The 22,376-nt window shown below is 58.4% G+C and carries 22 protein-coding genes and 5 tRNA genes; 13 read left to right on the top strand and 14 right to left on the bottom strand.

All coding sequences use genetic code 11. The features are described 5' to 3' along the window. Positions 1–182 precede the first annotated feature (182 nt). The 3 genes from FHT93_RS01045 to FHT93_RS01035 all read right to left on the bottom strand — a co-directional run bounded on the left by FHT93_RS01045 (position 183) and on the right by FHT93_RS01035 (position 2,274). Complete coding sequence (locus FHT93_RS01045) at positions 183–386, bottom strand: DUF3126 family protein (RefSeq protein WP_007827403.1); 204 nt, start codon at positions 384–386, stop codon at positions 183–185. Between the two features lie 137 nt (positions 387–523). Next, positions 524–1,357: a serine O-acetyltransferase gene (gene cysE, locus FHT93_RS01040; RefSeq protein WP_112547844.1), complete on the bottom strand. Its 834-nt coding sequence runs from the start codon at positions 1,355–1,357 to the stop codon at positions 524–526. Positions 1,358–1,488: 131 nt separating this feature from the next. Further along, entirely contained in the window at positions 1,489–2,274 is a 786-nt protein-coding gene (locus FHT93_RS01035; protein WP_183845910.1) for an alpha/beta hydrolase, read from the bottom strand. A gap of 146 nt (positions 2,275–2,420) precedes the next feature. Here FHT93_RS01035 and FHT93_RS01030 point away from each other — a divergent pair, with 146 nt between their 5' ends. Together FHT93_RS01030 and FHT93_RS01025 are read left to right on the top strand one after the other, a co-directional pair. Then, a complete protein-coding gene (locus tag FHT93_RS01030) occupies positions 2,421–2,666 on the top strand; it encodes a zinc-finger domain-containing protein (protein WP_183845909.1) in 246 nt (81 codons plus the stop codon). Between the two features lie 28 nt (positions 2,667–2,694). Continuing rightward, positions 2,695–3,843, top strand: a complete 1,149-nt coding sequence (locus FHT93_RS01025) for an FAD-dependent monooxygenase (RefSeq protein ID WP_183845908.1) — start codon at positions 2,695–2,697, stop codon at positions 3,841–3,843. Between the two features lie 15 nt (positions 3,844–3,858). On the opposite strand, the gene FHT93_RS01020 is transcribed toward FHT93_RS01025, so the two are convergent. Further along, entirely contained in the window at positions 3,859–5,049 is a 1,191-nt protein-coding gene (locus FHT93_RS01020; protein WP_113013672.1) for a cystathionine beta-lyase, read from the bottom strand. Positions 5,050–5,429: 380 nt separating this feature from the next. On the opposite strand from FHT93_RS01020, the gene FHT93_RS01015 reads away from it, so the two are divergent. The 4 genes from FHT93_RS01015 (at position 5,430) to FHT93_RS01000 (ending at position 9,698) form a co-directional block, all read left to right on the top strand. Further along, positions 5,430–6,455: an amino acid ABC transporter substrate-binding protein gene (locus tag FHT93_RS01015; RefSeq protein ID WP_112547847.1), complete on the top strand. Its 1,026-nt coding sequence runs from the start codon at positions 5,430–5,432 to the stop codon at positions 6,453–6,455. A gap of 104 nt (positions 6,456–6,559) precedes the next feature. Further along, positions 6,560–7,762 carry an amino acid ABC transporter permease gene (locus tag FHT93_RS01010; protein ID WP_112547848.1) on the top strand — a complete coding sequence of 401 codons (1,203 nt, stop codon included), beginning with the start codon at positions 6,560–6,562 and terminating at the stop codon, positions 7,760–7,762. A gap of 1 nt (position 7,763) precedes the next feature. Continuing rightward, positions 7,764–8,909 carry an amino acid ABC transporter permease gene (locus FHT93_RS01005; RefSeq protein ID WP_112547849.1) on the top strand — a complete coding sequence of 382 codons (1,146 nt, stop codon included), beginning with the start codon at positions 7,764–7,766 and terminating at the stop codon, positions 8,907–8,909. Between the two features lie 15 nt (positions 8,910–8,924). Further along, on the top strand, positions 8,925–9,698 hold the full coding sequence (locus FHT93_RS01000) for an amino acid ABC transporter ATP-binding protein (protein ID WP_112968471.1): 774 nt from the start codon (positions 8,925–8,927) through the stop codon (positions 9,696–9,698). Positions 9,699–9,761: 63 nt separating this feature from the next. On the opposite strand, the gene FHT93_RS00995 is transcribed toward FHT93_RS01000, so the two are convergent. Together FHT93_RS00995 and FHT93_RS00990 are read right to left on the bottom strand one after the other, a co-directional pair. After that, complete coding sequence (locus FHT93_RS00995) at positions 9,762–10,493, bottom strand: hypothetical protein (RefSeq protein ID WP_113013606.1); 732 nt, start codon at positions 10,491–10,493, stop codon at positions 9,762–9,764. Positions 10,494–10,769: 276 nt separating this feature from the next. After that, complete coding sequence (locus FHT93_RS00990; protein WP_183729581.1) at positions 10,770–10,943, bottom strand: hypothetical protein; 174 nt, start codon at positions 10,941–10,943, stop codon at positions 10,770–10,772. 188 nt (positions 10,944–11,131) lie between these two features. Between FHT93_RS00990 and FHT93_RS00985 the strand changes: the two genes are divergently transcribed. Then, complete coding sequence (locus FHT93_RS00985; RefSeq protein WP_112545716.1) at positions 11,132–11,656, top strand: DUF992 domain-containing protein; 525 nt, start codon at positions 11,132–11,134, stop codon at positions 11,654–11,656. A gap of 14 nt (positions 11,657–11,670) precedes the next feature. Here FHT93_RS00985 and FHT93_RS00980 read toward each other — a convergent pair whose 3' ends face one another. The 7 genes from FHT93_RS00980 to FHT93_RS00950 form a co-directional block, all read right to left on the bottom strand. After that, positions 11,671–11,946, bottom strand: coding sequence for a hypothetical protein (locus FHT93_RS00980; protein WP_183845907.1), 276 nt, complete (start codon positions 11,944–11,946; stop codon positions 11,671–11,673). 64 nt (positions 11,947–12,010) lie between these two features. Further along, positions 12,011–12,541, bottom strand: coding sequence for a DUF4231 domain-containing protein (locus FHT93_RS00975; protein ID WP_183845906.1), 531 nt, complete (start codon positions 12,539–12,541; stop codon positions 12,011–12,013). A 1,176-nt stretch (positions 12,542–13,717) separates the two neighbouring features. Then, positions 13,718–13,794: transfer RNA gene (locus tag FHT93_RS00970), tRNA-Arg, on the bottom strand. A gap of 54 nt (positions 13,795–13,848) precedes the next feature. Then, positions 13,849–14,154, bottom strand: a complete 306-nt coding sequence (locus FHT93_RS00965; RefSeq protein WP_112545719.1) for an ETC complex I subunit — start codon at positions 14,152–14,154, stop codon at positions 13,849–13,851. A 632-nt stretch (positions 14,155–14,786) separates the two neighbouring features. Further along, a tRNA-Pro gene (locus tag FHT93_RS00960) sits at positions 14,787–14,863 on the bottom strand. 83 nt (positions 14,864–14,946) lie between these two features. Beyond that, the gene (locus FHT93_RS00955; RefSeq protein WP_113013603.1) at positions 14,947–15,435 is read right to left on the bottom strand and encodes a DUF192 domain-containing protein; all 489 of its coding nucleotides are present in this window, start codon (positions 15,433–15,435) and stop codon (positions 14,947–14,949) included. After that, the gene (locus FHT93_RS00950; protein ID WP_112545721.1) at positions 15,435–16,013 is read right to left on the bottom strand and encodes a cold-shock protein; all 579 of its coding nucleotides are present in this window, start codon (positions 16,011–16,013) and stop codon (positions 15,435–15,437) included. Before FHT93_RS00950 ends, FHT93_RS00955 begins: the two co-directional genes overlap by 1 nt. A 194-nt stretch (positions 16,014–16,207) precedes the next feature. On the opposite strand from FHT93_RS00950, the gene gloA reads away from it, so the two are divergent. The 6 genes from gloA to FHT93_RS00920 all read left to right on the top strand — a co-directional run bounded on the left by gloA (position 16,208) and on the right by FHT93_RS00920 (position 20,152). Continuing rightward, positions 16,208–16,648: a lactoylglutathione lyase gene (gene gloA, locus FHT93_RS00945; RefSeq protein ID WP_112545722.1), complete on the top strand. Its 441-nt coding sequence runs from the start codon at positions 16,208–16,210 to the stop codon at positions 16,646–16,648. A 101-nt stretch (positions 16,649–16,749) separates the two neighbouring features. Further along, complete coding sequence (locus tag FHT93_RS00940) at positions 16,750–17,847, top strand: D-Ala-D-Ala carboxypeptidase family metallohydrolase (protein ID WP_183845905.1); 1,098 nt, start codon at positions 16,750–16,752, stop codon at positions 17,845–17,847. A 194-nt stretch (positions 17,848–18,041) separates the two neighbouring features. Next, a tRNA-Glu gene (locus FHT93_RS00935) sits at positions 18,042–18,116 on the top strand. Between the two features lie 74 nt (positions 18,117–18,190). Further along, a tRNA-Glu gene (locus FHT93_RS00930) sits at positions 18,191–18,265 on the top strand. Positions 18,266–18,603: 338 nt separating this feature from the next. Beyond that, a tRNA-Glu gene (locus tag FHT93_RS00925) sits at positions 18,604–18,678 on the top strand. A 304-nt stretch (positions 18,679–18,982) separates the two neighbouring features. Continuing rightward, positions 18,983–20,152, top strand: a complete 1,170-nt coding sequence (locus tag FHT93_RS00920) for a TMEM43 family protein (protein WP_183845904.1) — start codon at positions 18,983–18,985, stop codon at positions 20,150–20,152. Between the two features lie 15 nt (positions 20,153–20,167). On the opposite strand, the gene recJ is transcribed toward FHT93_RS00920, so the two are convergent. Continuing rightward, positions 20,168–21,970, bottom strand: a complete 1,803-nt coding sequence (gene recJ / locus FHT93_RS00915; RefSeq protein WP_183845903.1) for a single-stranded-DNA-specific exonuclease RecJ — start codon at positions 21,968–21,970, stop codon at positions 20,168–20,170. Positions 21,971–22,376 lie beyond the last annotated feature (406 nt).

Here is a 22,376-nt window from a genome sequence, read left to right as displayed (position 1 = left end):
ACGCCAGAGACCGACTTTTTGGGCACGTCCGTCTTTTATTGATTTTGCTAAAATATATCAGCCGCATGCAACCGCAGGGTTAGCAGAAATTTTGGCGAATACGCCCATTTGGCGGCGGCCGTCCAACAAAAAAGCCGCGCATCGCCCGGCGATGCGCGGCTTTTGATCAACGTGACGTTCGATCAGAGATCGACGTCGAGAATTGCCATCGAGAAATTGTAGGAACGGTCGCCGTCCTCGTCGTCGATGTAGATGACGCCCAGAAATTCTTCGCCAATATAGACTTCCGCGGAGTCGTTCTTGCGCGGGCGCGCCTTCACCACGATCTGCGGGTTCAGCGTGCGTTTGAAATAGGCGTCGAGCTTCTTGATTTCTTCTGGCTTCACTCTCTCATCTCCGTAAGCGATCTCGGTTGGCCGCTTCTTGCACAGGTAAAGCGGCGCTGTAAAGGTCGCGAGATCCTGTTAGCAATGACTGTCCATGCCAGGAACTAGGCGCTTTTCCGCATTTTTCCAATGAAGGCTCAGATATCTGCGCCGATAACCTGATCCATGACGCGTGCCGGCTCCGAGCAGCCTGCCTCGCCGACGACCTTGGCGGGCACACCGGCCACTGTCGTCTTGGGTGGTACCGGCTTCAGCACGACCGACCCGGCGGCAACACGCGAACAGAAGCCAATCTCGATATTGCCGAGAATCTTGGCACCCGCGCCGATCATCACGCCCGTTCCGATCTTCGGGTGACGGTCGGCGCCCTCCTTGCCGGTGCCACCGAGTGTGACGCCGTGCAGAATGGAGACGTTGTCGCCGATGACAGCCGTTTCGCCGACCACGAGGCCGGTCGCATGGTCGAGAAAGATGCCCTTGCCGATGCGGGCGGCCGGATTGATATCCGTCTGGAAGACGCTGGAGGAGCGGCTCTGCAGATAAAGCGCGAAATCGCGACGGCCGCGGTTCAGCAGCCAATGCGCCAGCCGGTGCGTCTGCAGGGCGTGGAAGCCCTTGAAGTAGAGGACGGCTTCCATGAAACGCAGGCAGGCGGGGTCGCGATCATAGACTGCCTGAATATCTACGCGCAGGATCGAGCTCCATTCCGGCCAGTCGTCGAGCATTTCCTCAAAGGTCTGGCGCAGCAGGTTTGCCTGCATGTCGGGATGGTCGAGGCGCTCGCAGATGCGATGGATGACGCATTCTTCGAGCGAGCGATGGTTGATGACCGTCGAATAGAGGAAAGCCGCCAGCACCGGATCGCTTTCCGCCGCAAGGCGCGCTTCTTCTCGCAGACTATCCCAGATAGGATCCATCACTTTCAGCGGATGGGCTGCGTCCAGCGTGCGGATATCCGTCTTAGCGACCATTTCCGGCCTCCTCATTTCCCGTTGGGATGCGATTATATAGAGGAAAACGCCGATAACATAAATGGGTGCCGGGGGCACACCGATTCAACGCTTTTTCCTGGAGATCACGTTTATGTCACCCGCTGGCGATATCAGCCGGCAGCAACCTTTGCGTAGAATTCCAACACGGCTTTTTTGAAGACCCGGTCACCCACGGCGAGCATGTGGTCGCGACCGGGGATATCCAGCGCTTCGGCGTCAGGCATCAGCGCCGCGAGCTCCTGGGGGGAACCAGCAATATCGTCCTTGGTTCCGACCCCGATCAGGGTAGGCACGTCGATCTTGCCCATATCAGCGCGGGCGACGAGATCACGCGAACCCTTGATGCAGGCGGCAAGTGCCTCGCGGTCACTCTTCGTCTGGTCGGCAAAAGCGCGGAACATCTGGCCACGTGGATGGGTGACATCGGCCAGAGAAGGGGCAAGCAGTGCATCGGCGATCGGATCCCAGTCGCCCACTCCGTCCGTCATGCCGATACCGAGGCCACCAAGCACCAGCGAGCGGACGCGGTTCGGATGGGCAAGTGCAGCAAAGACGGAAATACGCGCACCCATCGAGTAGCCCATCAGATTGGCTTCGGGGATACCGAGATGATCGAGCAGAGCGATCGCATCGCCCGCCATGAACCACGGCCTGTAAGCTTCGGCATCGCGCGGCTTGTCGCTGGCGCCATGACCTCGGTTGTCGATGGCGATGACACGATAGCCGGCATCACCCAGCGTCTTCAGCCAGCCCGGATGAACCCAATTGACGTTGGCTGACGAGGCGAAACCATGAATCAGCAGCACCGGCGGGCCGGAGGGATCGCCCTCATCAAAGAAAGCGAGTTTCAATCCATCATGCGTGAAGCTTGAAAATGCAGGCGTATTCAGGTTCATCGGGCCGTCCTTATTTGGCGCGACCATAGTCGAGCGCCCCCCAAGCGTGAAGCCAAAAACTCGCAGGGGAACCATGCTTTGGCACTACACTTTTGTTTCGAAGGCCTATAAGGTCCGCGCAGAATTCAAAGCATTCGGAGACAGACATGGCCGGCCACAGCATTCCCCACTTCCAGAACGACGGCGGTCACCGCGTTATCGAAGTCGGCGTCAAGGAATTCATGTGCACCGGCGCATCCGTTCCCTTCGATCATCCGCATATCTTCATCGATATGGGCGACGACAATGAGAAGGTCTGCTCCTACTGCTCGACCCTCTATCGTTACAACGCCTCGCTGAAGTGCAACCAGACCAACCCGCCCGGCTGCGTCTTCCACGTCAAGGCGGCGTAATTTCCCTCTTCTATAGATCGGATATCCCATGCCGGTCGAACACGCCGCCATCATCGGCGCCGGAATTGCGGGGCTAACAGCCGCTCTGGCGCTTGCGCGACGCGGCATCAGCTCGGATATTTTCGAACAGGCGACCCAACTTGCAGAGGTGGGTGCCGGCCTGCAAATCTCTCCCAATGCATCGCGCGTGCTTGCCGAGCTCGGTGTTCTCGACGAGCTGACCGACGTCTGGCTCGAGCCGCAATCCATCCGGTTGATTTCGGGTAGTTCGCTGCGCGAACTCGCTGCGGTTCCTGCTGGGAGCTTCGCCAGGAATCGCTGGGGAGCACCATACGGCGTCCTGCACCGCAAGACGCTTCAGAAGGCGCTTCTGGATGCTGTTGGCATCAATCCGCTCTGTACGCTCCATTTGGGAACGCGCTTCGAGTCGGATCTGCCGCAAGGCCAGCGTCCGGCAGATGTCGTCATCGGCGCTGATGGCGTCTGGTCGCGGTTGAGGCAGGCAATACCAGGCGCCCCTGCCCCGCAATTCTCAGGAAATGTCGCCTTCCGCTTTACCATCGCAGAAGGAGAGGCACCGGGGTTTCTCGATCCTACCAGTGTCTCAGCCCTGCTCGGCTCGTCGGCGCATATGGTCTGCTATCCGCTGAAGGAAACCGGCGGCTTCAACATGGTGGCGATCACCGCCGGCAATATTTTACCGCAGGCCTGGCAAGGCGAACCGACACAGGCTCAGATCGAGTTTCTCCGGTCACGCTTCCGCCGCTGGCATCCGTCTGTCACCGGCTTGCTCGGACGGCACAGCGACATCACTTTCTGGCCACTGTTCGAAGTAACGCCGGGCAAATGGCAGGATGGGAACAAGACCGTGCTGATTGGCGATGCCGCACATGCCATGATGCCCTTTGCGGCCCAGGGCGCGGCAATGGCGATCGAGGATGCATTCGAGCTCGCAGCCTTCCTCGCCACCCGCCCAGCTTCCGAAGCCATCCCGCTCTTCGAACGGCACCGCGCGCCCCGCATCGCCAAGCTGCGTCAGCGCGGCGCCTTCAACCGTTTTGCCTATCATGCAAGCGGACCGATCCGGCTCGGCCGGGATATTGTCCTGTCGCTGAAACCGCCGCAAAGCCTCGCGGCGGATCTCGACTGGATTTACGGCTACCGCCCTGTCGGCTGATCCGACAGCGGTTGATCAGACGGCGTTTGCGGCCGCAAAACCGCGCTCGATGTCGGCCTTGAGATCGACGATATCCTCGAGACCGATCTGCAGGCGAATGACGGGGCCTTCGACCGGTGCCTTGGCGATCTTGCGGTCGGAGAGATTGACCAGCACGGCGAGACTTTCATAGCCGCCCCAGGAATAGCCGAGGCCAAAATAGGAGAGTGCATCGAGGAAGGCATGCGCCTTCGGCTTCGCCTTCTGCGGATCGTTTACATCAAGCACGAAGGAGAAGATGCCACTGGCCCCCTTGAAGTCACGTTTCCAGATATGGTGCGACGGGAAGCTCGGCAGAGCCGGGTGCAGGACGCGGGCAACGTCCTCGCGGTTTTCGAGCCAGGTGGCGATCGAAAGCGCGCTTTCGTAGTGGCGCTCCAGCCGGATGCCCATCGTGCGCAGGCCGCGCAGGATCTGATAGGAATCGTCGGGCGCGCCGCAAAGGCCGAGCGTGCCATGCGTCTCGATCAGCCTCGGCCAGTGCTCGGCATTGGCTGAAATCGTTCCCATTAGGATGTCGGAATGGCCCGACGGATATTTGGTAGAGGCATGGATGGACACATCGACGCCGAAGTCCAGCGGCCGGAAATAGAGAGGCGTGGCCCAGGTGTTATCCATCAGGACCACGGCGCTGTGCTTGTGCGCCACAGCCGCAATGGCCGGGATATCCTGCATCTCGAAGGTGTTGGAACCAGGGGCTTCGGTCAGCACGACCGTGGTGTTCGGCTTGAAGAGCGCTTCGATGCCCGCCTCGATCGCCGGGTCGAAGTAGTCGACTTCGACACCCATGCGCTTCAGGACAGTATCGCAGAAATGGCGAGTGGGGCCGTAGACGGAGTCGACAATAAGGACGTGATCGCCTGCCGCTACATAGGCAAGGATAGCGACCGTGACGGCGGCGAGGCCGGAAGGCACAAGCACAGTTCCGGCCGAACCTTCGAGCGCATTGATTGCCTCGGCAAGGGCGTCGGTCGTCGGCGTCCCGCGGGTGCCGTAAGTGTATTTCTTGTTGCGCGTCTCCATGGACTTGGCATCGGGAAAGAGCACGGTGGATGCACGCACCACCGGCGGGTTGACGAAGCCGTGATAGTCGCTGGGATCATAGCCGATATGGGAAAGACGGGTATTTATGCCGGCGCCCGGCAGGAGACTGTCTAGATCTTTCATTTGGGAAATGGCCTTCTGGCGAGGGTATGCGAAGCCCGAACTTTTGAACCCCGTCGCCATCAGGGTCAACCCCTACAACTTGACGTCATCGTCTCGCCTTGCGAAGCCGCCGACGTTTGACCTCGCGATTTTAGCGCCATTTTTCCTCACCTTGGCGCCCAATTTCTAGCCAAATGCCCATGCGTACAGCGTAATCTGTCAAAATGCTGAAATTTGCCGCAATTATTGGCCGCGACACTTGACCATAGTGACATTTGCGACTGTGATAGACCCACTCGCGCCGGGAGGGTTGCGGGAAACGGGGAGGCACACGGGCAATTTCAATTCGGCCGCTCCCCAATATGATAAAATATAAGACAACGGAAAAAAGGTTGGGAAAAATGAAGTACAAGCTCCTGTCCGCAGCTGTCGGCGCAGCAGTTTTCGCTCTTGGCGCTTCGGCCGCTTCGGCCACAACTCTCGGAGACGTAAAGGCAAAAGGCTTTGTTCAGTGCGGCGTCAACACCGGTCTTGCCGGCTTTGCTGCTCCTGACGCGTCCGGCAACTGGTCGGGCTTCGACGTCGATTTCTGCCGCGCGGTTTCCGCTGCGGTCTTCGGCGATCCCAACAAGGTGAAGTTCACCCCCCTCAGCGCCGCCAACCGCTTCCCTGCCCTGCAGTCCGGCGAAGTCGACGTGCTCGCCCGCAACACGACATGGACCATCAACCGCGATACCGCGCTCGGCCTGAACTTCCGCTTCGTCAACTATTATGACGGCCAGGGCTTCATGGTTCGCAAGAGCCTGAACGTGAAGTCGGCGCTCGAACTTTCTGGTGCATCGGTTTGCGTTCAGTCGGGCACCACGACCGAACTCAACCTCGCCGACTATTTCAAGGCCAACAACCTGCAGTACAATCCGGTGGTCTTCGAGAAGCTTGACGAAGTCAACGCTGCCTATGACTCCGGCCGTTGCGACGTCTACACGACTGACCAGTCGGGTCTCTACTCACTGCGTCTGACGCTGAAGAACCCCGACGAGCACATGATCCTGCCGGAAATCATCTCCAAGGAGCCGCTTGCTCCGGCCGTTCGCCAGGGTGACGACCAGTGGTTCGATGTTGTCAGCTGGGTCGGCTATGCGATGGTCAATGCCGAAGAATTCGGCATCACGCAGGCCAATGTCGACGAGATGAAGAACTCGCCGAACCCGGATATCAAGCGCTTCCTCGGCGTGGAAGCCGATACGAAGATCGGTACCGACCTCGGCCTGACCAATGACTGGGCCTACAACGTCGTCAAGAATGTCGGCAACTATGGCGAAGTCTTCGAAAAGAACATCGGCCAGGGCAGCCCGCTGAAGATCGCACGCGGCCTTAACGCTCTCTGGAACAAGGGCGGCATTCAGTACGCTCCGCCGGTTCGCTAATCGGCTTCAGGCATGAAAAGCCGGAAAGGCGGGAAACCGCCTTTCCTCATCCTCCTATAAAAAAGCTCCGAAAAGGGGCGCATAACGTGGGGAATTGGCCAGGCATGACGCATCAGGTTGCGGATTCATCGTCTTTGACTCGGAGCGGCTGGAGCTTCCAGTCTGCCCTCTATGACCCGACAATTCGGGGCATCTTCTTCCAAGCTCTTACCATTATCCTGTTGGTCGCACTGATCTGGTCGATTGCTCACAATACGGCAGTCAATCTGGCGCGCGCCAATATCGCATCGGGTTTCGGATTTCTGAACGGTCGCGCCGGCTTCGAAGTCGGCCAGTCGCTGATCCCTTATTCCAGTGATTCGACCTATGGCCGTGCGCTGCTCGTCGGCCTTCTGAATACTATCCTGATCGCCGTTACCGGCATCATCACCGCGACCATCATCGGTTTCATCATCGGTATCGGCCGCTTGTCGCGGAACTGGCTGATTGCAAAGCTCTGCACAGTCTATGTGGAAGTCTTCCGCAACATCCCGCCGCTGCTGGTAATCTTCTTCTGGTATTCGGGCGTTCTGGCGATCCTGCCCAACGCCCGTGACTCGCTGCATCTGCCGCTCGGATCATATCTGAACAATCGCGGCCTCGCCTTCCCCAAGCCGATCTTCGGCGACGGTTTCTGGCTGGTCGGCATTGCTTTCCTGGTCGCGATCATCGCCGCCATCGTCACCGCCCGGTGGGCGCATCGCCGGCAAGCGGCAACGGGCCAGCCCTTCCACACGATCTGGGTCTCGGTCGGCCTCATCGTCGGCCTCCCGCTCCTTGCCTTCCTCATCGCAGGTGCGCCGCTTTCCTTCGATTTCCCGGTCGCCGGCAAATTCAATCTGACGGGCGGTTCGGTGGTCGGCCCGGAATTCATGTCGCTATTCCTGGCGCTTTCCTTCTACACGGCTGCCTTCATCGCCGAGATCGTGCGCTCGGGCATTCGTGGCGTGCCGAAAGGGCAGACGGAGGCGGCGGCGGCACTCGGCCTGCATCCCTCAGCAATCACCCGCCTGGTGGTCATTCCGCAGGCTTTCCGCATCATCATTCCGCCGCTGAGCAGCCAGTATCTGAACCTCACCAAGAACTCGTCGCTGGCGATTGCCATCGGTTTTGCCGATCTCGTCGCCGTCGGGAGCACGACCCTCAACCAGACCGGTCAGTCGGTCGAAGTGATCCTGATCTGGGCAGTGATCTACCTCAGCCTCAGCATCCTCACCTCGCTGCTGATGAACTGGTTCAATGCCAAGATGGCCCTGGTGGAGAGGTAAGATGAGCAATAGTTTTGTCAGAACCACCATGCTGGCGCAGGAGCCGCCGCCATCCGGAGAAAAGGGCGCCGGAGCCTGGATACGCCGCAACCTGCTTGCGACACCCAAGGATATCGTCCTCACCCTTCTGGCAGTGACCTTCCTCGCCTGGGCCTTGCCGCATGCCATCGACTGGCTGTTCGTACAGGCGGTCTGGACAGGCCCGGACCGCACCTTCTGTGCCACGACAGTTCAGGGCGGCATTCAGCCGGACGGGTGGAGCGGTGCCTGCTGGGCTTTCGTCAATGCCAAGTTCGACCAGTTCATCTACGGGCGCTACCCGCTCGACGAGCGCTGGCGCCCGACGCTGGTCGGCATTCTCTTCGTGCTCTTGCTCGTGCCGATGCTTATTCCATCAGTGCCGCGCAAAGGCCTGAATGCGATCCTGCTCTTCATCGTGCTGCCGGTCATCTCCTTCGTCCTGCTCTACGGCGGGTTCGGCCTCGAGGTCGTCGACACGCCGCTCTGGGGTGGACTGATGGTGACGCTGGTGCTCTCGTTTGTCGGCATCGTCGTCTCCTTCCCGGTCGGCATTCTCCTGGCTCTCGGCAGGCGCTCGCATATGCCTGTCATCCGCATGGTGAGCATCATCTTCATCGAGGTCGTGCGTGGAGTGCCGCTGATCACGGTGCTCTTCATGGCAAGCGTCGTGCTGCCGCTCTTCCTGCCGGCAGGCTGGACGGTGGACAAACTGCTGCGCGCGATCGTGGGTGTATCGATCTTTGCCTCCGCCTATATGGCCGAAGTCATTCGCGGCGGCCTGCAGGCAATCCCGAAGGGCCAGTTCGAGGGCGCCGATTCACTCGGCCTTGGCTACTGGCAGAAGATGCGGCTGATCATCATGCCGCAGGCGATCAAGCTGGTGATCCCCGGCATCGTCAACACCTTCATCGGCATGTTCAAGGATACGTCGCTGGTATCGATCATCAGCATGTTCGATCTGCTTGGCATCGTTCGCCTCAACTTCACCGACGCCAATTGGGCAACCGCCGTAACGCCGCTGTCCGGGCTGATTTTCGCCGGCTTCACCTTCTGGCTTTTCTGCTTCGGCATGTCACGCTATTCAGCATTCATGGAACGTCATCTCGACACCGGCCACAAACGATAAAAAGAGGAACAAGCAATGGCAGAAGCCCAATCAAAAAAGATGACCGTGTCGGCGACCGATGTTGCCGTCGAGATCATCAATATGAACAAGTGGTACGGTGACTTCCACGTTCTTCGCGATATCAACCTCAAGGTCATGCGCGGCGAGCGCATCGTCATCGCCGGCCCGTCCGGTTCCGGCAAGTCGACGATGATCCGCTGTATCAACCGTCTGGAAGAACACCAGAAGGGTCAGATCATCGTCGATGGGACCGAGCTGACCAACGACCTCAAGAAGATCGACGAAGTGCGCCGCGAAGTCGGCATGGTATTCCAGCACTTCAACCTCTTTCCGCATCTGACGATCCTGGAAAATTGCACCCTGGCGCCGATCTGGGTGCGCAAGATGCCGAAGAAGCAGGCGGAAGAAATCGCCATGCACTTCCTGAGACGCGTCAAGATCCCGGAGCAGGCCAACAAATATCCGGGTCAGCTTTCGGGCGGCCAGCAGCAGCGCGTGGCGATTGCCCGCTCGCTCTGCATGAACCCGAAGATCATGCTGTTCGACGAGCCGACCTCGGCCCTCGATCCGGAAATGATCAAGGAAGTGCTGGATACGATGGTGGGCCTTGCCGAAGAAGGCATGACCATGCTCTGCGTCACCCACGAAATGGGTTTTGCGCGTCAGGTTGCGAACCGCGTGATCTTCATGGACCAGGGCCAGATCGTCGAGCAGAATTCACCGGCCGAATTCTTCGACAATCCGCAGCACGAGCGCACCAAGCTGTTCCTCAGCCAGATCCTGCATTAACAGGGCCGATCTGAAATTGCATGAAACCCGCCGGTTGACGTGCCGGCGGGTTTTTCGTGCATTCTAGCGGGAGGCCGTGGAGCGCAGTAGGCCGCAAAGCCCTGCAAGGCCGGAATCATAGCCGCTGGAGACAGATATATCTCGGCAACGGATCAGCAGCTTACGCTGGTCATTGACCGGCATTTCACGAAATCGTTGAACGATAGCCGACTGGGTGCTGCCGCTCCCTGCGCCTGTGCCTGTGCCTGCGCCGCTACCATTACCAGCGCCTGAGGCTGCACCTGCACCGCCGAGTCCAAGACCGAGATTCAACCCGTTCGGGCCGAAAAGCGTAGATCCTGTTTCACCTCCACCGCCGATTCGGGCATTGACGTTTGCGCCCGTCCCCGAGCGCCCGAGCGCGCGGGCTTTGACGTCAGCGTTCAGTCCATTGCTTCCGCCGGCACCGAGATTGACATTGGCGTCGATGCCATCCCGACCACCGACGTCCGCATCCACGTGGGCTGCAACCCCGCGGCTGCCACCGACTGTCGCGTCTACGTCAGCATTGGCAACGCTGCTACCGCCGAGGGAGGCGTTGGCATCTGCATTGACGCCGTTGGCGCCGCCGGCGGAGGCGTTCGCGTTGGCATCCAGCCCACGCGAACTCGTTGACGCGCCGACATCAGCACTGATTCCTCCAACATTTGCGGAAACACCGAGATCGAGCGCTCGCGCAGCAGCGGCAGGCAGTGACAGGGCAATGCAGGCCGAGGCGAAAAGCGCAAGCGACCGTCTTTGAGAAATGCACTTCATGACTTCCTCCGTTTTTTTAAGCCGGATAGTTCCGGCGATAAACCGAGGAACGCGCGTACCTTCGATCGAGCGAGCCAGCCGTAAGTGGACGTAACCCGTTCGAATTAAACGCCGTAAGGTTGTGAATGTTTCAGGCAAGCATCTGGAAAGGCGGAATAGTTAGGGACATCTAAAATTAATCTCATAGCCTGTTTCACAATGAGACACATACACCTTTCGGATGAGGGGCGACCGGCCTTTCCGGCCGGCCGCAATGCTTGCAGTTGTCCCTTTATGTCAGTTGCTACCGTCATTCGGGCGGGACTTGCGCGCTTCTGTGCTGCTGGAAGAAGCCGTTTTGCCATCCGGCTGCTGGCCGAAATAAGTTCCGCCAAGATGTCCTCCGGCACTGGTATTTTCTACCTGCCGCTCTGTTCGCTTGCGGATATCGTCTGCATTGGTCTTACTCATCCTAATCTCCATCGCTTGAAAAATGGACATCTGGACAACCGATGCGGGCCAATAGGGTTCCCTAAAAGACGACCGCGACAGCTTGGCATAGTCAGCTCCTGGAACCAAAATAACAGCAAAGACTTTCCTGCCTTGGTTATGACAAAGCCGACGCTATATCCTTCCTGCGATATCCATAGGAGATTGAGATGAAAAAGATACTCGCAACCACAATCGCTACAGCCGCACTGCTTCAGACCTTCGCCATGGGCGCCAGCGCCGCGGACATGGTACGGGCAAGCCCGGCTGTCGAACCGGATGTCAGCGGGGGCGTAAAGATCGGCTACCTCAGCTGCGATATCGGCGGCGGCGTCGGCTACCTGCTCGGCTCCTCCAAACAGATCGATTGCGTCTTCCAGCCGACAAGCAATGCCGAAGCGCCGGAGCACTATAGCGGCGCATTGCGCAAATTCGGCGTCGACCTTGGTTTCACGACGCGCGGCCGCCTCCTTTGGGCTGTCTTCGCCCCGACCGCCGGCTACCATCGCGGCTCGTTGGCCGGCCTCTACCAGGGCGCAACCGCTGAAGCGACGCTGGTTGGCGGCATCGGCACCAACGTTCTCTTCGGCGGTACGTCCGGCTCGATCCATCTTCAGGTCATCAGCGTCACCGGCCAGCTCGGCATCAATGTGGCTGCAACCGGCACTTCCATGACGTTGACGCCTGGCAGCTGAGACGGCGAAAAGGCTTAAAAAACAAGGCCGGCCGCGCATTCGACTGAGGTCGCGCGGCCGGCCTTGTTGTACCGGGCGATCAGCTTCAGGTATGGCGCGGACTTCTTGAGCGGCTTCTTCGGATCGAATTCGCCGTTCTCGACGCTCTCTTCGACGTCATCGATCATACGCACTTCCTTAGCGCGCTCAAGACGCGGTCCGATAGCGATTTTCGAATAGTGAAGCTCAAGCCGATCGGCGAGCCACTGGCGGTTTTCGAAACCGCGCTTGAAGCAGACACGGCGGATCATCCGTTCCAGATCTGGCGGATATGCACGCGGCAAACATTGCCCGGCCCCAGTGATAAGCAATCCTCTATTTGTCGGGTTGCTGCAAAGTCCTGAAAAAATCCTGCGTCTGCGCGTTTGAAGCGCTCTCGTAAGCCGCCCGAAGCGAATGGTAGTTTTGCTTCCAAGCATCATCACCTGGCACGAGACCAATTCGGTTGAACTTGTACTCATCACGCGCTCGCCTGATAGCCAACTTCGCGGTGTAGGCCGACGACCACTGATCCCCAAATTTATAGATCTGCTTCACACCCTCTATAATTGCAATTGCGAGCGTTATCAGCACACCGATTACTCCGAGCGCTGCGCCCGGGATTTTTAGCGCATCCGCCGCCGCGGACCCTGCAACGAAAACCGGCGCTAAAAGAGACAGAACCATCGTGGAAACGGTCAGTCTACGATGCCACTTTCCTGCTTTTTCGATTTGCTTGCGGTAGTAGTCGAGAGATTCAGAGATGATCCGCAGAAGCCGGTCTTCTTGCTCATCGTAACTAATCTGATCAGGCGTTAGTTTCGACGCCGGCACGGCAATCGGTGATAAGATTTGCGGTTCGCTCATATTGGCCCCTCTCGTTCAATTGGCGTTCCGCTGGTTCAATAAGGAAGCGCACAATCTGAGATTTGCCAATAGAAATGACACACTTCTTCTATCGCGCGGATTGCTGCTTATCCGCGCCATCGCCCGGAACCTTTTTCGTACCAAGCTTGTTGCTAGCGCATGATCAACACAGAGCAAAAAGCCAGCAAAGGCATGATCAAGTTCGTGCTGACGATTTTCGTCATCGCGATCATTGTCGCAGTGGCGTATCTGGTGCTTTTCACGCCGGGTCAGCCCGTTCCGTAGCACAGGGGTGGCCTATAGTGGTGCAAAACGGCTCGAACAGGATTACGCGCCAGCTAGCCACACGACCGCATGACCTTCACATCTTGTATTGACTCACAACTTAGGCGACCTTCTCATAGCCTGATTTTTTCGCGGCTAACCCAGAGGTTGATTATGAGTATCAAGTCTCTTCTTGGATCTTCGCTTCTCTCATGTACGCTTGCTCTGGCTTCCTTTGTCTCACCGGTCGCGGTTCCCCGAGTAGCGAGCGCTCAGGTTATCGTCGGCTCCGGCACCAGCCTAAACCACGGACGAGGTATATCCTGCCCTCAGGGTGCGCGGCTGCTTCGTACGCGAGGCTTTCGCGGCGTCCGTCAGGTTAATTGCCGTGGCAGGTACTTTACCTATCGCGGAGTCCGCCGCGGGGTGAGCTACGAGATCAGCATTCGTCAAAGAGATGGTCGTATCGTCGACCAGCGGCGCACGAGCCAACCGCGGTAACGCTTTCATGCCGGCCACCACCAATCGCGGCTACGACGAAGTCCGCCTCGGTACGTCTGCCTGTCATGGTCCTGCCTTCTGATCGGCTGAAAATTTTCGCGTGATGTGACCCAGGGCGCTCGGCATCTGCAGCAAGCAATGCAATTTTTGATTGCACTTCTGGGTGGAGGATTCGGGATGGGGGACAATTCGGCGGTGCCCCTGGCTTCAGGTGCAACGGCGCGGCGCGCTGGAAGAGCCTCTTCATCTCAGCGCGAGATGACGGTCTGTCATTTGTCTCCTGCCATACCCTGAAGCCTTCGATGGCTCTGGCGTCGAGATTGCAAAAGCATTGCTTGCTGCTGCTATTACCCCAGGCGTTACCCCAAAGCGATCAGTCAAGAATGGTGCTCTGCTAAGTCATTGAAAAGATGGCGACCCCTGCAGGACTCGAACCTGCGACCTGCTGCTTAGAAGGCAGCTGCTCTATCCAGTTGAGCTAAGGGGCCTCTGGATGCCGCCACGAACGGCACCAGCATTTCTGTGACTGAACCTCGGACGGATCAGTGCGTCCAGGGCTGCGTGCGGGTATAGCGGAAATTATCCGGGTAAGCGACCACCTGGCGAACAGGATCCTTCGGCGGGATGACGCGATATTCGACGCCGTTGCGCTTAGCGTAGGCTTCGGCGAGTTCCTGCGTTTCGAAGGTCAGCTTCACCTGCTGGCGCATGTCGCCTGAGGATGTGTAGCCCATGATCGGGTCGATCTTGCGCGGCTGCTCCTGATCGAATTCCAGCACCCAGAGGTGGGTCTTGGCCTTACCGGACTGCATTGCAGTCTTGGCCGGACGATAGATCTTAGCAGACATGACTGCGGCGCCTCCGATATGCGGGCATTTCCCGCCTTTCATAACTCGGCCAAGGGACAGGCCGCTTCCACACCGAAGATGGCAGGAAGAAGTGAATTTTGATTATCCGCGAATCCCCGTTTTTTCAAGGGAAAAGCGCCTTTGCCACTGCAGTGACTGAGCAACGAAACCGAATGTCTCGTGGCGCGTTTATTGGATTGAGCGCTTGAGCGCAGCCCTTGTTCGCAGCCGGGTGTGGATAAGCGGGCAATCTTGTCACACGATCCGATATGTTTCGGATTGTTGCATGTTTTGATCGCTTTCTAATTGTTATGACCGGCGGAGGCGACTAGGGTGCCTACCAACCGTTGTGACACGGGTGCGAGCTATGAGAACCTCTGCAGAATTTCATGCCATCATGATCGGAGCTACTATCACTGCGTTTTTTTATGCCGTGATCAGCTATGCTCAGTATGTCGGCCTGCTTGCTCAGGGCTGAATCACGGCACGCCTGAATAGGCGTGCTTCGCGACATCGATGACATCGTCACCATCTTCCCAACTGCGAACTCGCGAGCAAGATCGGGCCTATCCCCATCAGGCATCGGTCAGATGCGAGACTGCCTCAAATTGCGGAAAATATTGGGAGAATAATGGTCGGAGTGGAGAGATTCGAACTCCCGACCCTCTGGTCCCAAACCAGATGCGCTACCAGACTGCGCTACACTCCGAGCCGTTAATGGCAGCGGGAATACACGCTTCCCCCTGCCCTAGCAACCCCATAAATCCACCGCACCCGGCAGATTTCACAGGCTTACTTCGCCTTTTTCGTTATCGTGGCGCTGACGAGGCGATCGCCGGGGCGGATATTGAGCTTGCGGGCGACGCCGGCATTCACCTCGACCACATAGCGGACCTCCCCCATCGAATCGATGATGTCGCGGGAATAGGGCGTGGCGTCTTCCTTGATATGGGTGATCACGCCCCTGTCGTCTGCAAACAGCATGTCGAGGGGCAGGACGGTATTTTCCATCCACATGGTCACACGCCGCGATACGCCGAAATCGAAGATCATGCCGGCGTTTTCGGCCATCGATTTGCGGAACATCAGGCCGTAGGCGCGCTGCTCGCCGGTGGCGGCGATCTCCACGGTGAAGTGCAGCATCTTGCCGGCGGCCGTCTGGATGATCAGCGGTTCTTTATCGAAGCGCATGTCCTGCTGCGCGAATGCCGGCAGGGCGGCGATGAAAAAAAGCGCCATGAAGGCGCTTCTCATCATCTCAACAGAAAACAGGCTGCGCATCAGTGAGACCGGCCAACCGGGCTCGGAACGTCAGGATGGATCTCGGCGGCCATCAGGCCCTTCTCGCCGTCGCCGAAACGCACGAGCACCACCTGGCCGGGGCGCAGTTCGGTCAGGCCGAAGCGGCGCAGGGTTTCCATATGCACGAAGATGTCTTCCGTACCCTCACCGCGCGTCAGGAAGCCGAAGCCCTTGGTGCGGTTGAACCACTTCACCAGAGCGCGCTCGAGGCCGCTCGTTGCCGTGACCTGCACATGGGTGCGAACCGGCGGCAGCTGCGACGGATGGACCGCAGTCGACTGATCCATGGAAAGGATCTTGAAAGCCTGGTAGCCACGTTCGCGACGCTGGATGAGCGCGACGATGCGGGTGCCCTCAAGGATGGTCTGGTAGCCATCGCGGCGCAGGCAGGTCACGTGCAGCAGTACATCCTGCATGCCATTGTCTGGTACGATGAAGCCAAAGCCCTTGGCCACGTCGAACCATTTCACCACGCCGGTGATTTCAACGAGGTCAACCGGTTCCGCCGACAACTCTTCAATGTCGGTGAAGCCATTCGATGAAATCCTGTCAGCCATGTCGCCAGCCCCTCAATACGCGTCACACTGTTACGGTTAACTGATTCTTGAAATCAAGATTAACATCTTGGTAACGGATAAGCGCAAGTCCTAGTTTTCGGTTATTCCCAACTGTACATTTTATCGAGATGACTTGCCCGAAGCTGGTGTCTGTTACTCCAGATGGGCTAGCCTAAATAGAGAGAGGAAACACAATGCGTTATCTCCACACCATGGTTCGCGTCAAAGACCTCGACGCTTCCCTCCATTTTTACACTACACTCTTCGGACTCGAGGAAATCCGCCGCCATGAGAACGAGAAGGGCCGCTTCACGCTCGTTTTCCTGGCCGCTCGCGATGATCTCGACCGCGCCCGCAGCGAGAAAGCCCCCTGTCTGGAGCTCACTTATAACTGGGACACGGAAGATTATACCGGAGGACGCAATTTCGGTCACCTCGCCTATGAGGTGGATGACATCTACGCGATCTGCCAGAAGTTGATGGATAATGGTATTACGATTAACCGCCCCCCGCGCGACGGCAACATGGCCTTCGTACGCTCGCCCGACGGCATCTCGATAGAGATCCTGCAGAAGGGCGAAAAACTGGCCCCGGCCGAACCCTGGCTGTCCATGGGCAATACCGGCGCCTGGTAAGCCGAGCCAAGCTGCGGGCAAGCTTCACAAGGCACTCTCCGGCCCAATCGTAACGGAAGCGCGCTTTCGAGCGCCTTCCGCATTCACCGGAGATTTCTCGGTTGACCAGAAACAACAAGATTGCCCCTCCGAGCCGGCAGGCTATCGGAGCTTTGTTGATCGCCGGCTCTATCCTGGCGCTTTCCGGATGCGTCTCCGACAAGAAGGCGCTTGATTCGGCCGCCGTCGCCACACCGGCTGCGGAGGGACAGCCGGCGCCACGACTTGCAGCGGCAATGCCTGCCGCATCATCCCCCGCGCCGAAACAGCTCTATCGCGATCCGATGCTGACCAATGTTTCCGGCGTCAATCCGCAGGCAGCAGCGCAGGATCCGAATGCGGCAACGGCTGCTGCACCCGTCGATCCGTCAATGCAACAGCAGCAGCAACCGGCCAATATCGGTGGTCTGGTCATGCAGTCGACGCGAATCAACGCGCAAGCGATGAGCATCTTCTCCGATCGCCAGCCGCCGCCGCAGAACAATTCGACCTCGACGATCATCCAGCCGCAGGGTGGGAACGCCTATGCGCCACTGAACGCCGGCCCAAGATCGAGCGTGTTCAGCGCGCCGCCCGAGCCGCAACAGGGCGAGATGCTGCCACAGCAATCATCGCAGAATACCAGCACGAAGATCGCGCCCGTGCAAACCGCCTCGCTTGCCGGCGGAAACATTCCGGGATCGACCATGAATGCGCTCTACAGCGCGCCAAAGCAGAACCTGCTCAGCAGCCTTTCCGGTCTTTTGCAGAAGGCATCGCTGCCCGGGATGACGCGCGTCGCGCCAAACGGCCTGCATGTGCAGAACGACAGCGTCCAGGTCGGCTGTTTCAAGCCTGATCTCATGCGGGTCATCAAGACAGTTGAGACTCATTTCGGCAAGCCAGTCGTTGTCACATCGGGTTACCGCGACCCGAAGCATAACCGTGAAGTCGGGGGCGCCGAAGAATCGATGCACAAGAGCTGCGAAGCTGCCGACATCCAGATCGACGGCATCAGCAAATGGGATATCGCCCAATATATCCGGTCACTCCCGAACCGCGGCGGTGTCGGCACCTATTGCCATACGGATTCGGTCCACCTGGACACGGGCAATGCCCGCGACTGGAACTGGGGTTGCGGCCGCAAGAGCGCGCCGATCGCTTCTGCAAGAGCGATCTGACCTTCGACTTCTGAAAGCCTGACGTTGAGTGAAGCGGCCGGAACCCGATTCCGGCTCCCGCTGCAGCTCTTTGATTCGGCTGCAATAATCTACATTTTCCACATGCGGATACGGCCTGTCATTTTTTTGAAAAATTTCGAATTTGCCGCTTGCGGGATCGAAAGTGCCTGACTATAAGGGCGCCACCACAGCACGCGCCCTTCGTCTATCGGTTAGGACGACAGATTTTCATTCTGTAAAGAGGGGTTCGACTCCCCTAGGGCGTGCCACTTCTTCTTCCAATCCGATGTCCTATCTACCGCTTGTGGAAAGCCTTTAGCCTTCCTATTTGAGCTGAGTGCCTGCGCCCTTCGTCTATCGGTTAGGACGACAGATTCTCATTCTGTAAAGAGGGGTTCGACTCCCCTAGGGCGTACCAGAATTTCTGAGAATCACCTGGCTGTTATCAAGTCGACCAGATGAGTCGAAGCTCCTGAGCGGCTGGTGCTTCTTCCTACACGTTCCCATTCCAGCATCGGCCCGAAATTCGGAATCGATTCTCGGAAGGCCTGATGAGCGGATCGAATAGATGGAGTGTCCTGCAGGCGAGCGTAAGGCCACCGGGCATTTCCAGCGCCTCCGCACGGGACTGCAGGGCCGTGTGGTTCCCACTTTTCCACAAGCCCGGAAAAAATCTGCATAATCCGGTAAAAAATTCTCATTTTGCCGCTTGCGGCGCAGAAAGGTGCTGACTATAAGGGCGCCACCACAGAGCACGCGCCCTTCGTCTATCGGTTAGGACGACAGATTTTCATTCTGTAAAGAGGGGTTCGACTCCCCTAGGGCGTGCCACTGTCTCCTTGTTATTTCCCCGTATTTTCATAGTGTTGCCTTTGCTGGCGCAGCTACGCCTGCCATGCGAATTGATGAGGCAAATGGGGTGACATTTCCCCCATCCGGCACTGCCTTCTGTAACGCAAAGTTCGGTTTCTGGCTCCTCTCGGCCATCTTGCCGAAAGGTCATTGTTTTCAATGGCATGACCAGCCAAGAATCATTTTCGGCATTTACCCGGGATTAGCCGTCGTCGCTTAGTTTATTGAAATATTTTTGCAGACCGCCAATCCAGCGGGCTCTCGGCGACAGGTGATTTCGGACATGAGCTATACGGACACGACCTATACTTCGTGGTTTGCGCGCATCAAAAACGCGCTGACCGGTGCACTGATCGGCCTTGTGCTGCTTATTGGATGTATCTGGCTGCTGGTATGGAACGAAGGGCGTGCGATCCAGACCTATCGCGCCCTTTCCGAAGGTGCGTCACAGGTGATTTCGGTCGATGGTATGGCTGTCGATCCGGCCAATGAAGGCAAGCTGGTCCATATCAGCGGATCGGTGAAATCCGATCAGCTCCCGCAGGATAGTCAATTCGGTATCACCGCCGATGGCGCTGTGGGTCTCTCCCGCGAAGTCGAGATGTATCAGTGGGTGGAAAAGAGCGAGAGCCAGACCAAAAAGACACTGGGCGGCGGCGAGGAGACGACGACCACCTATTCCTACACCAGGGAATGGAGCCCGGATGTGGTCGATTCGAGCCGCTTCAAACAGCCGGATGATCATCAAAATCCAACCGGCATGCCTGACGGCGCTACCTTCACCACAAAAACGGCCCATGTCGGCGTCTTCTCCGTGCCTGGCAAGGACATGGCAGGCATCGGCTACTCTTCACGCCTCGCGCTCGCTGACAGCGACGTGCAGCGCATAGGAGCAGAGATTGGCGCTGGCCGGCCGGCAAAGCGAAATGCAGAGGGTGCCTATATCGGCCTGAACGAAAACCTGCCTGCCATCGGCGACCTCAGGATCAGCTATCATCGGATCGACGTGGAAACGGCAAGCGTTGTCGCCAAGCAGAATCACAGCGCGCTCGTTCCCTACGAAACGACGAACCACCGCGATATCTTCCTGACCGCCGCCGGCGATGTGGACGCCAGCCGGATGTTCAAATCGGCCGAGAGTGAAAACAATATCATCACCTGGCTTGTGCGCGTCGCCGGCCTCATCGGCTTGTTCGTCAGCTTCAAGCTGATGTTTGGACTCCTGCCCATTCTTGGCGACCTGATTCCATTTATCGGCACGGTCATTGGCTTCGGTACGAGCATCGCGGCCTTCGTGCTGACGCTGCTGATCGGCCCTGTTGTCATCGCCATTGCCTGGTTCGCCTACAGGCCGCTGCTTGCCATCGGCATCATCGCGGGCGGTCTATTGCTTGCCCTGGCCGTAAGCCGCCTTCGCAGAAAGGCGCCGTTGTCTCAGCCGCAGCCGGCCTGATGGCCCTTGGGGCGGTCACTTGGCCGGCGCGCCATCACTAATGCGCAGCTGGATCCTGCGCGAGCCCTGATAATGTTCAGCACCGAGAGAGCCTGCGACATGCAGATTGGCGCCGCGTGAATTGAGGAGCAGGTTGCCGAGCGGAGTCTCCGCAGCCCTGAAGGCGATGCCGTCAAGGCGCGCGCCATCCATGGCTTCCAATGTCACTTTCACGTGCCGTTCGCCGACCAGACGGGAATCACGCACACGATGCGCCGGCACGGCAAAGACCGGCTGGGAATGTCCCGAGCCATACGGGCCTGCGGTTTCCAGACGATCGATAAGCTCGATGGTCGCACCGCTTGCAGCGATGGCTCCATCGATCTTCAGCGTTTCGTTGGCGACAAGGGCCGAGACCGTCTTCTGTGCCTTCTCGGTGAAGAAGGCGCGCAAGAGACCGAGCTTGCTGCGCTCGACAGTCAGACCTGCCGCCATGGCGTGACCGCCGCCCTTGACGAGCAGTCCCTCATCGACCGCGGCGCGCACCATCCTGCCCATGTCGAAGCCATTGATCGAGCGGCCCGAGCCGGTACCCCTGCCGGATGGATCGAAGGCGATGGCGAAGGCAGGTCGCTTGAACCTTTCCTTCAGGCGCGCGGCAATGAGGCCGACAATGCCGGGATGCCATTTCTCATGGGCGGTAACGATGACGGAAGCGCCCTCGCCGTCTCCATATTCGGCAAGCGCTTCGGCTTCGGCCTCCTGCAGCATGATGGCTTCCATGGCCTGACGCTCGCGGTTGAGCTCATCCAGCCGCTGGGCGATGGCTTCAGCCTCTACGGCATCATCCAGCGTCAGCAGACGGCTTCCAAGCGCTGCATCGCCGATTCGCCCGCCGGCATTGATGCGCGGACCAATCAGGAAACCGAAATGATAGGGCGTAACCGGGCCAGCAAGGCCCGCCTTGCGGAATAGCGCGGCGAGGCCCGCATTGCTCTGGTGGCGCGCGGCGACCAATCCCTTGACCACATAGGCACGGTTGAGGCCCTTGAGGGGCACGACATCGCAGACGGTGGCAAGTGCCACGATATCCAGCCACTGCAGGAGATCTATCGCGAGGATGCGCTTGTCGCCTGCCTCACGCAGCAGACGCAACGTTGCGACAAGCACCATGAAGACGACGCCGGCCGCGCAAAGGTGCCCCAGACCGGAAAGATCGTCTTCGCGGTTTGGATTGACGAGGGAATGGCAAGGCGGCAGCTCGTGTGTCACCTGATGGTGATCGATGACGACGACATCGATGTTGCGGTCCGCGGCAGCAGCCAGCGCCTCATGGCTGGTGGAGCCGCAATCGACCGTGACGATCATGTTAGCGCCATTGTCGATCAGCTGATTGATGGCCGTTGGATTGGGGCCGTAACCTTCGAAGATGCGATCGGGAATGTAGATATGCGCCTTGACGCCGAAATGGGTCAGGAAACGATACATGAGTGCGGAGGATGCCGCGCCATCGACATCATAGTCGCCGAAGATCGCGACCGGCTCGCCATCACGGATCGCAGCCGCAAGACGCTTGGCCGCCCTCTCGCAATCCGTCAGCTTGTAGGGATCGGGCATGAGGCTGCGGATCGTCGGATCCAGAAATTCGACGGCCTCGTCGACGGTCACACCGCGTCCGGCAAGGACGCGTGCGATCAGATCCGGTAAACCATGCATCTGCGACATGGCGAGCGCGCGGTTCTGCCCGGCCTGATCAAGGCGCGAAACCCAGCGATTGTCGAGAACCGATTTTTCGACGCCAAGGAAGGCGCGCGGTACCGGATCGACCTGATCTGCCATGCCAAACTCCGCTTTCATCATCTGCCCTTTTTACAGATGCGGGACGGATAGCAAAGCGGTTGATTTCAGGCCCTGTGGATTACCGGAAAATTGTCCAGATAACCAATCCGATAACAAACAGCTGGACGAAAACGATCGACAGCAGAATCAGCAGCGTGGCCCAATTTCGTCCCTGAGGCGGCTCGCATTCAAGGGCGGCTCCAAGCGCTGTCGGATCAAATTTCGGTGAACCCGCCCGAGGGCTCTCGGGCTCGATGCGTATGTCATGCGTCTGCTTGATCTTCCTCACCCGCGACTCCAACGGCTCCCGGGATGATTATATCTATATCCGCATATCTGTTAATATAAATTTTTGTGAAGTACTTTGATTAATAACAGAAAACCCGTCCGAGTGATCCCGGACGGG

This window comes from Rhizobium sp. BK379 (assembly GCF_014193955.1).
GTDB lineage: Bacteria > Pseudomonadota > Alphaproteobacteria > Rhizobiales > Rhizobiaceae > Rhizobium.
This window is presented reverse-complemented; position numbering and strand designations above follow the sequence as displayed.

What these genes read in the sequence shown, in the direction of transcription:
- FHT93_RS00965 (WP_112545719.1), bottom strand. Translation starts at nt 14,154, where the DNA reads ATGTCTGCTAAGATCTATCGTCCGGCCAAGACTGCAATGCAGTCCGGT.
- FHT93_RS01035 (WP_183845910.1), bottom strand. Translation starts at nt 2,274, where the DNA reads ATGAACCTGAATACGCCTGCATTTTCAAGCTTCACGCATGATGGATTG.
- FHT93_RS00990 (WP_183729581.1), bottom strand. Translation starts at nt 10,943, where the DNA reads ATGAGTAAGACCAATGCAGACGATATCCGCAAGCGAACAGAGCGGCAG.
- FHT93_RS01030 (WP_183845909.1), top strand. Translation starts at nt 2,421, where the DNA reads ATGGCCGGCCACAGCATTCCCCACTTCCAGAACGACGGCGGTCACCGC.
- FHT93_RS01000 (WP_112968471.1), top strand. Translation starts at nt 8,925, where the DNA reads ATGGCAGAAGCCCAATCAAAAAAGATGACCGTGTCGGCGACCGATGTT.
- FHT93_RS00920 (WP_183845904.1), top strand. Translation starts at nt 18,983, where the DNA reads ATGAGCTATACGGACACGACCTATACTTCGTGGTTTGCGCGCATCAAA.
- cysE (WP_112547844.1), bottom strand. Translation starts at nt 1,357, where the DNA reads ATGGTCGCTAAGACGGATATCCGCACGCTGGACGCAGCCCATCCGCTG.
- FHT93_RS00995 (WP_113013606.1), bottom strand. Translation starts at nt 10,493, where the DNA reads ATGAAGTGCATTTCTCAAAGACGGTCGCTTGCGCTTTTCGCCTCGGCC.
- FHT93_RS00950 (WP_112545721.1), bottom strand. Translation starts at nt 16,013, where the DNA reads ATGGCTGACAGGATTTCATCGAATGGCTTCACCGACATTGAAGAGTTG.
- FHT93_RS00955 (WP_113013603.1), bottom strand. Translation starts at nt 15,435, where the DNA reads ATGCGCAGCCTGTTTTCTGTTGAGATGATGAGAAGCGCCTTCATGGCG.
- FHT93_RS01015 (WP_112547847.1), top strand. Translation starts at nt 5,430, where the DNA reads ATGAAGTACAAGCTCCTGTCCGCAGCTGTCGGCGCAGCAGTTTTCGCT.
- FHT93_RS01010 (WP_112547848.1), top strand. Translation starts at nt 6,560, where the DNA reads ATGACGCATCAGGTTGCGGATTCATCGTCTTTGACTCGGAGCGGCTGG.
- FHT93_RS01020 (WP_113013672.1), bottom strand. Translation starts at nt 5,049, where the DNA reads ATGAAAGATCTAGACAGTCTCCTGCCGGGCGCCGGCATAAATACCCGT.
- FHT93_RS00975 (WP_183845906.1), bottom strand. Translation starts at nt 12,541, where the DNA reads ATGAGCGAACCGCAAATCTTATCACCGATTGCCGTGCCGGCGTCGAAA.
- recJ (WP_183845903.1), bottom strand. Translation starts at nt 21,970, where the DNA reads ATGGCAGATCAGGTCGATCCGGTACCGCGCGCCTTCCTTGGCGTCGAA.
- FHT93_RS00985 (WP_112545716.1), top strand. Translation starts at nt 11,132, where the DNA reads ATGAAAAAGATACTCGCAACCACAATCGCTACAGCCGCACTGCTTCAG.
- FHT93_RS00980 (WP_183845907.1), bottom strand. Translation starts at nt 11,946, where the DNA reads ATGATCCGCCGTGTCTGCTTCAAGCGCGGTTTCGAAAACCGCCAGTGG.
- gloA (WP_112545722.1), top strand. Translation starts at nt 16,208, where the DNA reads ATGCGTTATCTCCACACCATGGTTCGCGTCAAAGACCTCGACGCTTCC.
- FHT93_RS01005 (WP_112547849.1), top strand. Translation starts at nt 7,764, where the DNA reads ATGAGCAATAGTTTTGTCAGAACCACCATGCTGGCGCAGGAGCCGCCG.
- FHT93_RS01025 (WP_183845908.1), top strand. Translation starts at nt 2,695, where the DNA reads ATGCCGGTCGAACACGCCGCCATCATCGGCGCCGGAATTGCGGGGCTA.